The following is a 14332-nucleotide window of genomic DNA, read 5'->3' on the forward strand; positions in this document are numbered from 1 at the left end:
GGGGATCGTGGCCGGCGACGCCGCCGCCACCCCCCGCTCCCGGGGCCCTGACGAGAGAAGGTCGACGACGATGTCCGCTCCCCCTCCCACCACCGCGCTCACCTCACGGCGCGCCACCTTCGCCGCCTTCACCGGCGCCTTCCTCGAGTGGTACGACTTCTGGATCTACGGCACGGCCGCCGCGCTCGTGTTCCCGCAGGTGTTCTTCGCCGGCGCCTCCCCCACCGTCGCCGCCCTCGAATCCTTCGCGACCTTCGCCGTCGCCTTCGTGACCCGGCCTGTGGGCGCGATCATCTTCGGCCACTTCGGCGATCGGATCGGCCGCAAGCCCGTCCTGCTGATCACGGTGTTCCTCATCGGCGGCGGGACCTTCCTCATCGGCGTGCTGCCCTCGCACGCGATGGCCGGCGGCCTCGGCGCCCTGCTCCTGGTGCTCCTGCGCCTGGTCCAGGGCATCGGGATCGGCGGCGAGTACGGCGGCGGCTCCCTGCTCGCGCTCGAGAACGCACCCCAGGGGAAGCGCGGGCTCGCCGGCAGCTTCCACCAGCTCGGCACGCCCGCCGCGCTGCTCGCCTCCACCGGCATCTTCGCGCTCGTGACCCTGCTGCCCGAGGGCGACCTCCTCAGCTGGGGCTGGCGCATCCCGTTCCTGCTCAGCGGGCCGTTCCTGCTGCTGGGCTTCTACATCCGACGGAACCTGCCCGAGACCGCCGCCTTCACCGAGGACGCCGGCGAGCAGAGGACCGCGCCGCTGCTGTCCCTCCTGCGCGAGCAGCCGAGGATGGTGCTCATCGGGATCGGCGCCCGCATGGCCGACGCCGTCACCTTCAACATCATCAACGTCTTCGCCGTCTCCTGGGTGACCCGCACCCTCGGGATGGACAGCCGCCTGATCCTCACCGGCTTCGTGATCTCCTCCGCCGTGCAGCTGATCGTGCTGCCCACCGCCGGGCGGGTCTCCGACCGGATCGGGCGCCGGCCCGTCTACCTCACCGGCATCGGGATCTGCGCGATCGGCGGCGGGCTCCTGTACTTCCCCGTCATCTCCCTCGAAAATGCGCTGTCCACCTGGGCGATCATCGTGCTCGTGCACGCGATCGGCACCGGTCTCATGTTCAGCATCCAGAGCGCCCTGTTCGCCGAGCTGTTCGGCACCCGCGTGCGGTACACCGGCCTCGGCATCGTCTACCAGGGCTCCGCGCTGATCGGCGGCGGCCCCACGCCGATGATCGCCGTCGCCCTCACCGCCGCCGCCGGCTCCTGGTGGCCCGCCGGCGCCTACCTGGTCCTCGCGTGCGTGATCAGCGCCCTGTGCATCTGGTGGGCCGGCGAGACCTCCGGGAACGACCTCGCCGATCCCTCCGGCGAGCAGACCGTCCCCGCACCCCGACCCGAGGAGCTCGAGCACCGATGACCCGCACCCCTGCCCTCCCGGTCGAGCAGGCCGGCGCCACCTGGTCCGGCTGCCACACCTTCGCCGCCCGCGAGCTGCTGCGCCCCCGCAGCATCGAGCAGCTGCAGGAGGCCGTCGCCGCCTCCACGCGGATCCGTGCGCTGGGCACCCGCCACTCCTTCAACGACGTCGCGGACACCGACGGCAGCCTCGTCACCGTGCAGGGCCTGCCCGAGCGGATCGAGATCGACGAGCAGGGCGGCACCGTCACCGTCTCCGGCGGGACGATCTACGCCCGCCTCGCCGAGCGCCTCGGCGCGACCGGCTGGGCCCTCGCGAACATGGGCTCCCTCCCCCACATCTCCGTCGCCGGTGCCGTCTCCACCGGCACCCACGGCTCCGGCGTGCAGCACCGGAACCTCTCCGACGCCGTGCGCGCGATCGAGGCGGTCACGGCCGACGGCACCCTGCGCCGCTGGACCCGCGAGGAGGACCCGGACTTCGCCGGACGCGCCCTGTCCCTCGGCGCCCTCGGCATCACGACCGCCCTCACCCTCGATCTCGTGCCCTCCTTCGAGGTGCGCCAGGACGTGTGGTTCGAGCTGCCCTGGGCGGCACTGCTCGAGCACCTCGAGGAGATCATGGGCGCCGCCTACAGCGTCTCCGTCATGCCGGACTGGAGCTCGCGCGAGAGAGCCGGCAAGGTCTGGCTGAAGTCCCGCACCGACGCCTGGGACGACGCCCTGGACCCCGCCCGCTTCGGCGCCCGCTGGGCGCGCACCCCGCACGGCGAGCGCGCCGAGGGCCAGCTCCCCCACCAGACCGACCAGGGCGGCGCGCCCGGCCCCTGGTGGCAGCGCCTCCCCCACTTCCGGCCCGACGCGAACCCCAGCCGCGGCGACGAGATCCAGACCGAGTACTTCGTGGACCGCCGCGACGGCGCCGCCGCCCTCGCCGCCCTGCGCGAGCACGCCGAGCGCTTCGCCCCCCTCGTGCTCGTCTCCGAGCTGCGCACCGTCGCCGCCGACGACCTCTGGCTGAGCCCCGCCCACGGCCGCGACTCTCTGGGCATCCACCTCACCTGGGCGAACGATCCCGCCGCGGTGCTCGAGGTGCTGCCCCTCATCGAGGCGGCCCTCGCCCCCTTCGCCCCGCGCACCCACTGGGGCAAGTGGTCCACCCTCCCCGGCGAGGCCGTGCGCGAGCAGTACCCGCAGCTGCCGGCGTTCCGCGCGCTGGCCGAGGACGCCGACCCCACCGGGAAGCTCCGCAACGACTACCTCGAGCGGATGCTCGGACTCGGCCGGGGGTGAGGCGGGGGCGGGCTCAGCGCCGGTAGCCCAGGTGCAGGCCCGCGACGACGAGGCCCACGAGGATGCCCACCACGATCCCCAGCAGCTGATTGCCGAGGAGCGCAGCGATGGACCCCGCGAGATAGCCCCAGCCCGCCGCGAGCAGCAGGCCCACGAGCGCACCGCGCACCGGGAAACGGCGTCCGGATACTGTGCCGTGCACGGGCGCGGGGCGCGGGGGCGTCCGTATGCGGCGCGGCGCTCGTCCTGCCACGATGGGCCGATGAGCACCGCCGCCGCCCTCGATCCCCATCTGCGCTCGTGGCTCGAGCGCGAGGTCGGCCCCGTCGACCTGGTCGGCGCCCTCGACGGCGGGATCACCGGGGAGATCCTGCACGTCCGGCCGCACCGCTCCGACGACCTGGTGGTGCGTCGGTGGACCGACGACCGCGCCGAGCACCGCGCGCTCGTCGACCGGGAGATGACCGGCCTGGCGGCCCTCGAGGGGTGCGGCATCCCCCTCCCCCGCCCCGTCGCAGCTGATGCCGACGGCTCCGCGTCCGGGCTGCCGACCACGGTCACGACGTTCCTGCGCGGGCAGGTCCAGCTCGACCCCGCCGATGAGCGCCGATGGGTGCGGCGCCTCGCCGCCGTGCTGGCCCGGCTCCACGCCGTGCCCGCCCCGCCGCTCGCGCCCTGCGAGCGGTGGTCCACCGAGGACCCGGAGGACCTCACCGAGCACCTGGCCCCGGACCCGGGTCTCGCCCGAGCGGCCCGCGAGCTCGCCGCCCGGACCGGGACTCCCGCGCAGCCGGTGCTCTCGCACGGCGACTTCCAGCACTTCAACGTGCTGTGGCAGCAGGAGGAGGTCTCCGCGGTCGTCGACTGGCCGAGCGTGGGGCTGGCGGATCGGGGCCTCGACGTGGGGCACTGCCGGCTGAACCTCGCCGTGCTGATCGGCGCCGATGCCGCGATGGCGTTCCTCGAGGACTACGAGGAGCTCTCGGGGCACCGCGTGGACCCGGCCGCGGACATGGAACGTCTGCTGGCGTGGAGCCGCCGCTGGCAAGAGTTCATCCCGGTCCAGATCGCCGGGCGACGCACGATCGACATCGCGTCCATGCCCGAGCGCGTGGCCGAGACGATCGCCCGGAGCGTGCGCCGGGCGGGCTGACCCGAGAGCCGACGTCAGGACGCGGCGCCGGCATCCTTCCGCGCGTCCTCGTCGAGCTCGGTCACGTACGCCGCGAAGATCCCCTCACGCAGTCCGTCCACCTGCTTCTTGAGCACCTTGCGCTGCTTGGCGGTGGATCCCGGTGCGCTCAGCAGCTCCGCCGCATGGGTCGCGGCGTCGAGCTTCTTCGACCATGCGGCCGCGCGGGCCGTCTCCTCGGCATCGTCGGCCGAGTCGGCGAGCGCACGCACCTGCCCGCGCAGCACCTCGAGGGTGGAGAGCATCGCCGCGGGGGTGGACCTGTCCTGGCGCTTCAGCTTCTTCGCCTGCTCCATGAGCTTCTGCTGGAGTTCGGGATTCTCCTTCAGATGCTGGACGACCTGCATGGCGATCGGGCCCGCCACGGCCAGGACCTTGACGATCGCCCCGACCTTCCCGCTTCGGGTCGTGATGCTCCTCGTCGCCATCGCCCCTCCTCTCGACTCGCTCGAGCCCACGATACGGGAGGGCCGGGGCAGGGGCAGGAGCGACGGAGGTCGCGGTCCCACGCGCGTCGGCTCGACACGGCACCACTACACTCATCCGCAGTTCCCCACCCCAGACCCCGGCAGGAGGAGGCCTCGATGACGACGCAGAGGCTCCTGTCCGGCGTGGAGATGCCGCCCGCGCTCTCCACGGTGATCGCCGACCGGCTGCGGGAGATGATCACCAGCGGTGTGCTCGCCCCCGGGGAGCGGCTCAAGGAGGTCGAGCTCGCGGAGTCGATGTCGGTGAGCCGCGGTCCCGTGCGCGAGGCCATCTCCGAGCTGACCCGCGAGGGGCTCGCGGAGTCGCAGCGGCATCGCGGCGCACGGGTGATCACCCTGGGGTACGCGGACATCGAGGAGATCTACTCGATGCGGCTGGCGATCGAGCGGCTCGCGATGGAGCGCTGCGCGGAGCGGATCACGCCGCAGGTGCTCGCGGGGATGGACGAGGTCATCGGGAGGATGCGCACGATCTCCTCCGACGCGGCGGACGACGCGCACGTGCGCCTCGACCTCGAGTTCCACGATCTCGTCTACGCGGCGGCGGATCATGCACGGCTCCGGCGCACGTGGATCACGCTGCGCAGCCAGGTCGCGATGTTCCTGAGCGCCCGCACCGATCGCAGCGACTTCCGCGCGAAGCTCGTCGAGGAGCATCAGGAGATGCGGGACGTGCTCGCCCTGGAGGACCCGGTCGCGGCCGTCGCCTCGATCGAGAAGCACATCGGCTGGACCCTCCGGCAGATCCGCAAGATGCGCGCCCTCGAGCACGACCCGCAGGAGACGAGCCCCCTCTCCGGCCCCGGCCCCGAGGGCAAGACCGGGCTCTGACCTGGGGTGACACCCGACATTCACCCGCTCGGTCGTCACGATCGACACGCGCGAAGCTGTCGTCGTAGATTGTTGACAACCTGCAATCCGGGACTCTAGGCTCGCCGCAGAGACCTCGTCGCATCCGCGACGGGCCCCGGGATCGGCACAGTCGCCGCACCCACCCCGCCGGCAGGACGGGCAGACCCTCGCCACCGGCCGGAACCCGCATGAACGCCCCGCCGCTGCTCCTCCCCCGTGATGCACCGGAGCAGTCCGATCCCCGCCAGCAGCCGCGAGCCCTGAAAGGCAGTGACCCGCGTGTCCACGACCGCCCAGCCCACCCATGAGAACCTCACCAGCGCACGGGCCTTCCCGCCCAACGCACCGAGCGACCCGGACGCCCCGCACGTGGCGACGGCGAGCATCGAGATCGACGCCTCCCGCGAGACCGGCTCGCTGACGCGGCTCTGGGAGAGCGTCGGCTTCGACGAGATCAACTGGACCTACACGCCCACCGGTCGTCACCTGCTGCGCACCTTCGGCGACCTGACCAGCACGGGCTACCACATCCGCCCCCACTACGCCCTGTGCTCCGGCTCCGGCTTCGGCATCCCGCACTGGGGCAACGGCAACGTCTACCACGAGGACGAGGACGGGAACCCGCACTACGACTTCACGATCCTCGACCAGACCTACGACGCGATCGTCGGGGCCGGGCACCACGTGCTCGTCGAGATCGGCTTCACCCCGCGGGACCTCCTCCCCCCGGAGGCCGAGGAGCTCACCGTGACCCCGAGCCCGACGGTCTACTCGGCGTACGAGGCCGGCCAGTGGTCCTACCCGCCGCGCGACTACGACCGCTGGCGCGACCTCATCAGCGCCCTCGCCGCGCACTGCCTCGAGCGGTACGGCGCGGAGGAGGTGGACACCTGGCTGTGGGAGCTGTGGAACGAGCCGGACATCTTCTACTGGCGCGGCACCCCGGAGCAGTTCCACGAGCTCTACCGGGCGACCGTCGAGGGCGTGCGCGCGGTGCTGCCCACCGCGAAGGTCGGCGGGCCGGCCGTGACCGGCGGCGGCACCGAGTTCCTCCACGGCTTCCTGACGTACACCGACGAGCACGAGCTCCCGCTCGACTTCGTCTCCTTCCACACCAAGGGGTCGAGCTTCACGCCGTGGCGCGTGTACGGGCCCACCGGCGGCGACGCCCCGGAGCAGCAGAGCCCCTCCGCCCACAAGATGCTGTACGAGGTGCGCTCGATGCTGCGCGTGATGGCGCAGTTCCCGCAGTACCGGGAGCTGCCCGCGATCATCGACGAGTGCGACGCGGGGGTGCCTGCGCACTTCTCCTTCTACGACAACGCGAACTTCCGCTTCCAGAACACCGAGTACTACCCGGTGTTCCAGGTGAAGCTCATGAAGAAGCTGCTGGACCTCAGCGATCAGGAGGCCGCGAACATCCAGCAGGCCACCTCCTGGAGCTTCTACTTCGAGGGCGAGCGCTTCTTCGAGGGCACGCGCGCCTTCCTCACCGCGGACCGCATCGAGAAGCCGCTGCTGAACGCCTACCGCCTGCTCGCCCACCTGGGCGGGACGCGCGTCCATGCCGCGAGCGACGCCGCCCACGGCGTGGAGCTGCTCGACGAGGCCGACGGCCGCGCCATGCCCGAGGAGGTCGACGTCCTCGCCTCCCGCCACGAGGACGGCCGCGTCGCCGCCGCGCTCTGGCGCCACACCGACGACCAGTACCGCACCGCCGAGGAGGCCACGCCGGTGACCGTGACGGTGAGCGGGCTGAGCGCCGGCACGCACCTGCTCACCCACCACCGCATCGACGCCGCGCACTCCAACGCGCACACCGTGTGGCAGGCGGAGGGATCCCCGCAGGACCCCTCCCCCGAGCAGCTCGCCCGGATCCATGCCCGCGAGGGTCTCGAGGAGATCGACGCGCCCCGCGAGGTGGAGGTCGGGGCCGACGGCTCCCTCTCGCTCGACCTCGCGCTGCCGCTGCCGTCCGTGTCCCTGCTCGTGCTCGAGCCGCGCCGATGACCGCCTCCCCCGCCACGCCGCTCCTGGACCGCACCACCGTCGGCCCCGGCGTCGACGTGCCGCAGCTGGGTCTCGGGGTCTTCCAGATCCCCCCGGGCCAGGTCCAGGGCGTCGTCGAGGAGGCGATCGACGTCGGCTACCGGCACATCGACACGGCCGCCGCCTACGTCAACGAGTCCGGGGTGGGCGCCGCCCTGCGCGCCTCCGGCCTCCCGCGGGACGAGGTCGTCGTGACCACCAAGCTCCGCAACGGGGACCAGGGGTATGACAGCACCCTCCGCGCCTGCGCCGACTCCCTGGACCGGCTGGGCCTGGACCACCTGGACCTCTACCTCATCCACTGGCCGAACCCCGAGGCGGGCCTCTGGCCGGAGACCTGGCGGGCGTTCGAGCGCCTCCACGAGGAGGGGACGGTGCGCGCGATCGGCGTCTCCAACTTCCTCCCCGAGCACCTGCGGGAGCTGTGCCGCACGGCCTCCGTGCCGCCCGCGGTGAACCAGATCGAGCTGCACCCCACCCATGCGCGCGGTGACCTCGTCGCGCTGCAGGCGGAGCTCGGCATCGCAGTGGAGAGCTACTCGCCGCTGGGGCAGGGCGCGGATCTCGCCCTCCCGGAGATCACCGCCCTCGCGGAGGAGCTCGGCGCCACCCCCGCGCAGGTGGTGCTCCGCTGGCACGTGCAGCACGGATTCGTGGTCATCCCGAAGACCACCTCGCGGGACCGCCTCGTCGAGAACCTCGACGTGGGCGCCCTCACCCTCACCACGGAGCAGATGGCCTCCATCGACGCCCTGGACCGCGGCCACCGGATCGGCAACGACCCGGCGACCTTCTCGATCAGCCAGATCCGCTGACCGGACCGCCCTTGCCTCCTGCTCGCCCTCCACCCCGACCTCCCCCGAAAGGAGGCCCTCCGATGACCGGATCCTCCGTGCTCGCCCGCCCACCCGCCGCCCGGACCGGCCGCGCCCCCGCCCCCGGCCGGCCCGACCGTCGTCCCGCCCAGCGCTCCCGGCTGCGCCGCCGGAACGTGTGGATCTACGCGTTCCTGCTGCCCACCTTCGTGCTCTACGGGATGTACACGCTCTACCCGATGCTCGCGAGCTACTGGTACTCGCTCGTCGAGTGGAACGGCTTCACCTCGGACCAGCGGTTCGTCGGCATCGCCAACTACCAGGCCGTGCTCGCCGATCCGATGTTCTGGTCCGCCGTGCGCATCACGCTCGTGTTCATGCTGATCGTGACCCCGCTGCGCGTGCTCGGCGCCTTCCTGCTCGCGATCGTCCTGAACTCGCCGAAGCTCCCGTTCTCCGCCTTCTTCCGCACGATGTACTTCCTGCCCGTGGTCACGACCACCGCGATCGTGGGTGTGGTGATGCGGTTCGTGCTGGACCCGGCGAGCGGTCCGCTCTCCGTCGTCTCGCAGGCCCTGGGGCTGGGCCCCGTCGACCTGCTCGGCTCCTCCGGCACCGCCCTGGTCACCGCGGCCCTGATCTACGTGTGGAAGTTCTTCGGGATCACCCTGATCTACTGGCTCGCCGCCCTGCAGACGGTCCCCCGGGACCTGTACGAGGCGGCGCGGATCGACGGCGCGAACGCCGTGCAGACCTTCCGCCACATCACGCTGCCGCTGCTGATCCCGTTCCTCCTGATCATCACCGTGCTCACCGTCGAGGACTGCTTCCACGCCTTCGACCTCATGCAGACCATGACCGCGGGCGGCCCGTTCTTCAGCACCGAGATCATCGAGATCTACATCTACCGCTACGCGTTCGCGGCGACCATCCCGCAGCTGGGCTTCGCCTCCGCGGCGGCCGTCCTGTTCGGGCTGCTGGTGCTCGTGGTCGTGGGCATCCAGCTGTGGCTGACGATGCTCGCCCGCCGATCGAGGGCCCGCGCATGAGCGCCGCCGTCCCGAGCCGGCCCCGCTGGCGCCGCCGGCTCCCCTGGTGGGCGCTCGTCGCCGGGCTCGGTCTCGTCGCGATCCTGTGGATCTACCCGTTCCTGTGGATGCTCTCCGCCTCTCTGAAGTCCCCGGCGGAGATCTTCGCCGGGGGCCTGGGGCTGCTGCCCGAGCAGATGCGGTGGGAGAACTACGCCCGCGCGTGGACCGACGGCAACTTCCACCGCTACCTGGTGAACACGGCCGTGGTCACCCTGTGCACGGTCGTCATCGTGGTGGTGCGCTGCGCGCTGGCCGGCTACGTGCTGGGCCGCTACCGCTTCCCCGGCTCACGCCTGATCCTCGGCATCCTCGTGGCGACGCTGTTCGTCCCCACCGGCTACACGATCATCCCGATCGTGAAGCTCTCGATGGAGCTGGGACTGCTCGATCAGCTCGCCGGGATGATCCTCGCGCTCTCCGGCGGCGCCAACGTCGCCGCGATCCTCATCTACGCCGGGTACTTCCGCGGGCTGCCGGCCGAGCTCGAGGAGGCCGCCGTGGTGGACGGCGCGGGCTTCCTGCGCACCTTCACCCAGGTGATGCTGCCGCTGTCGATGCCGGTCACGGCGACCGTCGGCGTGCTGACCTTCCTGTTCACCTGGAACGCGTTCTTCCTGCCGCTGGTGTTCTCCTTCAGCAACCCGGCGCTGCGCACGGTGAGCGTGGGCATGCAGGCGTTCGTCGGGGAGAACTCGACGGACTGGCCGGGCATGGCCGCCGCCGGTGTCATCTCCCTGATCCCGATCGTGGCGCTGTTCGCCTTCATGCAGCGCTACTTCGTCGAGGGCATCGCGGGCTCCGTGAAGTCCTGAGACCCCCGACGTCCTGAAGACCCCTGCAGTCCCCCGCAGTCCCCTGCCCCACCCCTGCATCACGATCTCGATGAGGAGCTCACCATGCACCACCTGACCCGCCGCCGCACGCTCGCCGGACTCGGCGCCGCCGGCCTCGCGACCCTCGCCGCCGCCTGCGGCACCAGCGCCCCACCCACGGCGGAAGGGAGCGGCGGGGCCGACGGCGCCCTGCGCTGGTGGGACCACTTCGGCGGCCTCCAGGACCTCCACACCCGCTGGGCGGAGGAGGTCGGCGCGAGCATCGGCGTGACCGTCGAGCACACCTACAACGAGCCCTCCGCGGCGACCGAGGCCCTGCAGCTGGCCAACCAGGCCGGGAAGCTGCCGGACGTCTACACCGCGCTCGTGGGCCTGCCGCTCCCCGCGCTGGTCGACTCCGGATGGGTCCATGAGATCACCCTCTCCGACGAGGCGCGGGCGCGGCTCCCCGAGGGCGCCTTCGTCGAGGGCCTCACCCAGCTCGACGGGAAGATCTACGGGCTCCCCGCCTTCAGCGACAAGCAGTACGTGGGCCTCGCCTGGTACAACACCGAGGTCGCGGAGGCCGTGGGCTTCGAGCCGCCCACCAGCTACGACGACCTGATCGCGGCGCTGCAGGCGATCGCGGACCACGGCGAGCACACGCCGATGACGATGGCGCTCGGGGTCCCCGGCCGCATGCGCGAGCAGATCGACGACCTCGCACAGGCGGGCGGCTTCCCCGGGTACCAGGGGCAGCGCTACGACACGGGCGAGTTCGAGTACCACCACGACGCCTACCTCGCCGCGATCGAGCTGTACAAGGAGATCAGCGACAAGGGGTTCCTGCTCCCGGGCAGCGCCGGCTTCCAGATCCCCGACGCCCGCGGCCGATGGGCAGCCGGCGGCATCGGCTTCCACATGGACGGGCCCTACTCCCCCGGCGCCGTGCGCTCCCTGAACCCGGACATGCTGCCGCTCATGGCGGTGGCCGGCATGCCCACCCCCGAGGGTCAGGACGTCGTCGCGACCCGCGGGGCCCGTGGCGCGGACTGGGTCATGGCCGGCTCCACGCAGCTCGCCGAGCAGGCCTCGCAGCTCATCGAGTCCTTCACCCAGGAGGACTACCAGACCGCCCTCGCCTCCGGCATGGACCAGCCGCCGATCCTGCTCGACGTCGTGGCGAAGGCGGAGGTCATCGCACCGTACGCGCAGCTCGTGGGGGACTTCTCGACCCACGTGTTCCGCGCCCCGCAGGCGATCGTGCGGAACGTCGAGGTCGCGAAGGCGGAAGCCCGGCGCTCCACCGTCACCCCCGAGCTCGGCGACGTCATCCAGGGCTACCTCGGCGGGGAGATCAGCGATCTGAAGCAGGCGCTCGTGGACCTCAGCGATGCGAGCTCCCGCGCCCTCGACGACGCGATCGCCGGCGCCGCCGCCGAGGGCGCCGCCGTGGACCGCACGGACTGGGAGTTCCCGGACTGGGAGGCCGGGAAGGACTACGCGTACTGACCCGGACTGTCCTGGTCCTCAGATGTTCCGCGGCGTGCGCGGCGCGTCGCTTTGCGCTCGCCGGGCGTGGCCGAGGGCTCGCGGAGACTGCCGAAGGCACGAAGACGAGGGGCGATCAGCTGCGTGCCGACCGCCCCTCGCTCTGCCTACCGGACCTCGGGTCAGAGCCCCAGCTGATCCGCCGCGTAGTTCGCGTCATCGACGGGGAAGCCCTCTTCCACGAGCTGGGCGACGAGCTCGTCGCGGGTCCAGCTCGGATCCTCGTCGTAGTACTCGTGCGCGGCCGCCACGGCCTCCTCGCGCCAGTCGATCTCGCCGCTGTCCTCGAGGTAGGTCAGCGCGGACTCGGCCTGGGACACGGTGAAGCCGTCCTGCCGGAGGAAGTCGCGGAGCATGTCCCGCGAGAACGCCATCCCCTCGAGGTAGAAGTAGGCGGTCTCGAGCGCCTGCTCATCCCAGTCCACCTCGCCCTTGCTCGCGAGGTAGTCGACGGCGTACTCGGCGTCGGCGGCCTTGGTCCCGTCGTACTCGAGCTCGCTGATCAGGCCGCTGCGGGAGTAGTAGCCATCGGCGAGGTAGTCGCGGGCGGCGGCGATCGCGGTACGCTGCGCGGCCGTCGGCCCCGAGGCCTCCGCGACGCGGCGCACGCCGAGCGTGTCCTTGCGGTCACCGTTCCAGTCGCCGACGAGGGTGGTGTCGGTGGCGCGGCCGTAGGCCTGGACGATCGATGCGGCGCCGCCGCTGAGGCGGTTGGAGATGTAGTAGACGTTGCCGCGTCGCACGGCGAGCGTGTCCTTGGCGTCGGCGTTCCAGTCACCCACGAGGACCTTGTCGCTCGCCTTGCCGTAGTTGATGACGGAGCTGGCCTTGCCGCCGGTGAGCGAGTTGGAGAAGTAGTACGTCTGCCCGCGGCGCACCGCGAGCGTGTCCTTCCCGTCCCCGTTCCAGTCGCCGACGAGCACCGTGTCCGTCGCCTTGCCGTAGTTCAGGACGGTGGTGGCCTTGCCGCCGCGGAGGCTGTTGGTGAAGTAGTACGTCTGGCCGCGGCGCACCGCGAGCGTGTCCTTCCCATCACCGTCCCAGTCGCCGACGAGCACCGTGTCGGTGGCCTTCCCGTAGTTGAGGACGGTGGAGGCGCTGCCACCGAGGGAGTTGGAGAAGTAGTACGTCTGCCCGCGACGCACGGCGAGGGAGTCCTTGCCGTCGCCGTTCCAGTCCCCGGTGTAGACGCGGTCCTTCGCCTGGCCGTAGGTGAACTCGTGGTTCGCCTTGGAGGACCACGAGTCGTTGAGGAAGTACGCCGAGCCCGAGCCGCCCACCTCGCGGCCGTCCGCGAGCGCCGGCGCCTGCACCGCCATGCCCGTGCCGACCACCGCTGCGGTGGCGAGCAGTGCACCCCATGCCCGCACCGCTCCACGCGTCACCTTGCCCACTGCTGACACTCCGATCTGGCCGCCATGTGTCGGCCCGCTCCGCGCCGGCCCCACTGCCGGCTTTTCAGGCGAAGCGTAAGAGAAGGAGCGAGTACGGGGAGTCCGGAATGGGCGATGGAAGAGCACGGTTCAATAACGGCGATCTGCGGGCTGACCAGCAGGTCCCTGGAGGATGACGACCGACCCGACGGTCGGCGCCGAGAGGGCGCGCGAGAGGCGGCCGGCGCCGAGCCGGCCGCCCCCGCGCGGATCATCTCCGCAGCCCCGAAGAGCGGCACTCCCCCGGGGCTCGCGCGCCTCAGCGCTTCGAGGCGCGGTAGCCCGCGGCCTTCGCCGCCGACTCCGTGGAGAAGCACTTCTCCGGGGTGGTGCGGGAGTAGAACGCGCCGCCGGGCACGTGGTAGATCTTCTCGCCCGAGCTGCTGTTGTTGCCCTTGATCGGCGCCCAGGAGGGGCAGTTCTTGCCCGACGGCTTGGTGCTGGTCGGCTTGCTCGGCGTCGGGCTCGGCTTGCTCGGTGCCGGCTTGCTGGGGGCCGAGGTGCTCGTCGCAGCGCCGCGCCGCACGCCGAGCGTGTCCTTGCGGTCGCCGTTCCAGTCGCCCACGAGGGTCGTGTCCGTGGTGCGGCCGTAGGCCTGGATGATCGAGGCGGCGCCGGAGCTGAGCTTGTTGGAGATGTAGTAGACGTTGCCGCGGCGCACGGCGAGCGTGTCCTTGCGGTCGGCGTTCCAGTCGCCCACGAGCACCCTGTCCGAGGAGCGGCCGTAGTTGATGACGGTGCTGGCCTTGCCACCGCTGAGGGTGTTGGAGAAGTAGTAGACGTTGCCGCGGCGCACCGCGAGGGTGTCCTTGCCGTCGCCGTTCCAGTCGCCCACGAGGACGGTGTCCCCGGCGCGGCCGTAGGTGAAGACGTTGCTGGCCTTGCCGCCGGAGAGGCTGTTGGTGACGTAGTAGGTCTGCCCGCGGCGCACGGCGAGCGTGTCCTTGCCGTCGCCGTCCCAGTCGCCGACGAGGACGGTGTCCGTCGACTTGCCGTAGTTGACGACGGTGCTCGCGCTGCCGCCGAGCGAGTTGGAGAAGTAGTACGTCTGACCGCGGCGCACGGCGAGGGAGTCCTTGCCGTCGCCGTTCCAGTCGCCGGTGTAGACGCGGTCGCCGGTCTTGCCGTAGTTGAACTCGTGGTTGGCCTTCGAGGACCAGGAGTCGTTGAGGTAGTACTGCGAGCCCGAGCCGCCCACCTCGCGGCCCTCGGCGAGGGCCGGGGCCTGCGCCGCCACGCCCGCTCCGACGATCACGGCGATCGCGAGCATCGCTCCCCATGCCCGCATCGCTCCGCGCTTCACATCGACCACCGTTGACTCTCCATTCTGGCCGGTCACCTGC

Annotated in this window: 13 protein-coding genes; 9 read left to right on the forward strand and 4 right to left on the reverse strand. The window is 71.5% G+C overall.

What is annotated here, in order from left to right; all coding sequences use genetic code 11:
* Positions 1 to 70: 70 nt before the first annotated feature.
* Positions 71 to 1414, forward strand: coding sequence for an MFS transporter (locus NLU66_RS00260; protein ID WP_259360960.1), 1344 nt, complete (start codon positions 71 to 73; stop codon positions 1412 to 1414).
* Positions 1411 to 2706, forward strand: a complete 1296-nt coding sequence (locus tag NLU66_RS00265; protein WP_259360961.1) for an FAD-binding protein — start codon at positions 1411 to 1413, stop codon at positions 2704 to 2706. The genes NLU66_RS00260 and NLU66_RS00265 overlap by 4 nt, the downstream gene beginning before the upstream one ends.
* A 13-nt stretch (positions 2707 to 2719) precedes the next feature.
* Here the strand turns inward: NLU66_RS00265 and NLU66_RS00270 are convergent, their stop codons facing one another.
* Positions 2720 to 2875, reverse strand: a complete 156-nt coding sequence (locus tag NLU66_RS00270) for a hypothetical protein (protein ID WP_259360962.1) — start codon at positions 2873 to 2875, stop codon at positions 2720 to 2722.
* 93 nt (positions 2876 to 2968) lie between these two features.
* Between NLU66_RS00270 and NLU66_RS00275 the strand changes: the two genes are divergently transcribed.
* Positions 2969 to 3859: a phosphotransferase family protein gene (locus tag NLU66_RS00275; RefSeq protein ID WP_259360963.1), complete on the forward strand. Its 891-nt coding sequence runs from the start codon at positions 2969 to 2971 to the stop codon at positions 3857 to 3859.
* A gap of 14 nt (positions 3860 to 3873) precedes the next feature.
* Here the strand turns inward: NLU66_RS00275 and NLU66_RS00280 are convergent, their stop codons facing one another.
* The gene (locus NLU66_RS00280) at positions 3874 to 4326 is read right to left on the reverse strand and encodes a hypothetical protein (RefSeq protein WP_259360964.1); all 453 of its coding nucleotides are present in this window, start codon (positions 4324 to 4326) and stop codon (positions 3874 to 3876) included.
* A gap of 156 nt (positions 4327 to 4482) precedes the next feature.
* On the opposite strand from NLU66_RS00280, the gene NLU66_RS00285 reads away from it, so the two are divergent.
* The 6 genes from NLU66_RS00285 (at position 4483) to NLU66_RS00310 (ending at position 11517) form a co-directional block, all read left to right on the forward strand.
* Positions 4483 to 5217 (forward strand): GntR family transcriptional regulator, encoded by a 735-nt coding sequence (locus tag NLU66_RS00285; protein WP_259360965.1) that lies wholly within the window; start codon positions 4483 to 4485, stop codon positions 5215 to 5217.
* Positions 5218 to 5517: 300 nt separating this feature from the next.
* Complete coding sequence (locus NLU66_RS00290) at positions 5518 to 7248, forward strand: GH39 family glycosyl hydrolase (protein WP_259360966.1); 1731 nt, start codon at positions 5518 to 5520, stop codon at positions 7246 to 7248.
* Entirely contained in the window at positions 7245 to 8102 is an 858-nt protein-coding gene (locus NLU66_RS00295; RefSeq protein ID WP_259360967.1) for an aldo/keto reductase, read from the forward strand. Before NLU66_RS00290 ends, NLU66_RS00295 begins: the two co-directional genes overlap by 4 nt.
* 62 nt (positions 8103 to 8164) lie before the next feature.
* On the forward strand, positions 8165 to 9151 hold the full coding sequence (locus tag NLU66_RS00300; RefSeq protein WP_259360968.1) for a carbohydrate ABC transporter permease: 987 nt from the start codon (positions 8165 to 8167) through the stop codon (positions 9149 to 9151).
* Positions 9148 to 10005 (forward strand): carbohydrate ABC transporter permease, encoded by an 858-nt coding sequence (locus NLU66_RS00305; RefSeq protein ID WP_259360969.1) that lies wholly within the window; start codon positions 9148 to 9150, stop codon positions 10003 to 10005. The genes NLU66_RS00300 and NLU66_RS00305 overlap by 4 nt, the downstream gene beginning before the upstream one ends.
* Before the next feature lie 84 nt (positions 10006 to 10089).
* Positions 10090 to 11517, forward strand: coding sequence for an ABC transporter substrate-binding protein (locus NLU66_RS00310; protein ID WP_259360970.1), 1428 nt, complete (start codon positions 10090 to 10092; stop codon positions 11515 to 11517).
* A 161-nt stretch (positions 11518 to 11678) separates the two neighbouring features.
* On the opposite strand, the gene NLU66_RS00315 is transcribed toward NLU66_RS00310, so the two are convergent.
* A complete protein-coding gene (locus tag NLU66_RS00315) occupies positions 11679 to 12926 on the reverse strand; it encodes an Ltp family lipoprotein (RefSeq protein ID WP_259360971.1) in 1248 nt (415 codons plus the stop codon).
* A 322-nt stretch (positions 12927 to 13248) separates the two neighbouring features.
* Positions 13249 to 14277, reverse strand: a complete 1029-nt coding sequence (locus NLU66_RS00320) for a VCBS repeat-containing protein (protein ID WP_259360972.1) — start codon at positions 14275 to 14277, stop codon at positions 13249 to 13251.
* Positions 14278 to 14332: the final 55 nt, after the last annotated feature.

Source organism: Brachybacterium sp. NBEC-018 (assembly GCF_024860185.1).
Classification (GTDB): domain Bacteria; phylum Actinomycetota; class Actinomycetes; order Actinomycetales; family Dermabacteraceae; genus Brachybacterium; species Brachybacterium rhamnosum.

Coding starts and splice junctions, on each gene's coding strand:
- NLU66_RS00260 (WP_259360960.1), top strand. CDS start 71: ATGTCCGCTCCCCCTCCCACCACCGCGCTCACCTCACGGCGCGCCACC.
- NLU66_RS00265 (WP_259360961.1), top strand. CDS start 1,411: ATGACCCGCACCCCTGCCCTCCCGGTCGAGCAGGCCGGCGCCACCTGG.
- NLU66_RS00275 (WP_259360963.1), top strand. CDS start 2,969: ATGAGCACCGCCGCCGCCCTCGATCCCCATCTGCGCTCGTGGCTCGAG.
- NLU66_RS00280 (WP_259360964.1), bottom strand. CDS start 4,326: ATGGCGACGAGGAGCATCACGACCCGAAGCGGGAAGGTCGGGGCGATC.
- NLU66_RS00285 (WP_259360965.1), top strand. CDS start 4,483: ATGACGACGCAGAGGCTCCTGTCCGGCGTGGAGATGCCGCCCGCGCTC.
- NLU66_RS00295 (WP_259360967.1), top strand. CDS start 7,245: ATGACCGCCTCCCCCGCCACGCCGCTCCTGGACCGCACCACCGTCGGC.
- NLU66_RS00300 (WP_259360968.1), top strand. CDS start 8,165: ATGACCGGATCCTCCGTGCTCGCCCGCCCACCCGCCGCCCGGACCGGC.
- NLU66_RS00305 (WP_259360969.1), top strand. CDS start 9,148: ATGAGCGCCGCCGTCCCGAGCCGGCCCCGCTGGCGCCGCCGGCTCCCC.
- NLU66_RS00310 (WP_259360970.1), top strand. CDS start 10,090: ATGCACCACCTGACCCGCCGCCGCACGCTCGCCGGACTCGGCGCCGCC.
- NLU66_RS00320 (WP_259360972.1), bottom strand. CDS start 14,277: ATGCGGGCATGGGGAGCGATGCTCGCGATCGCCGTGATCGTCGGAGCG.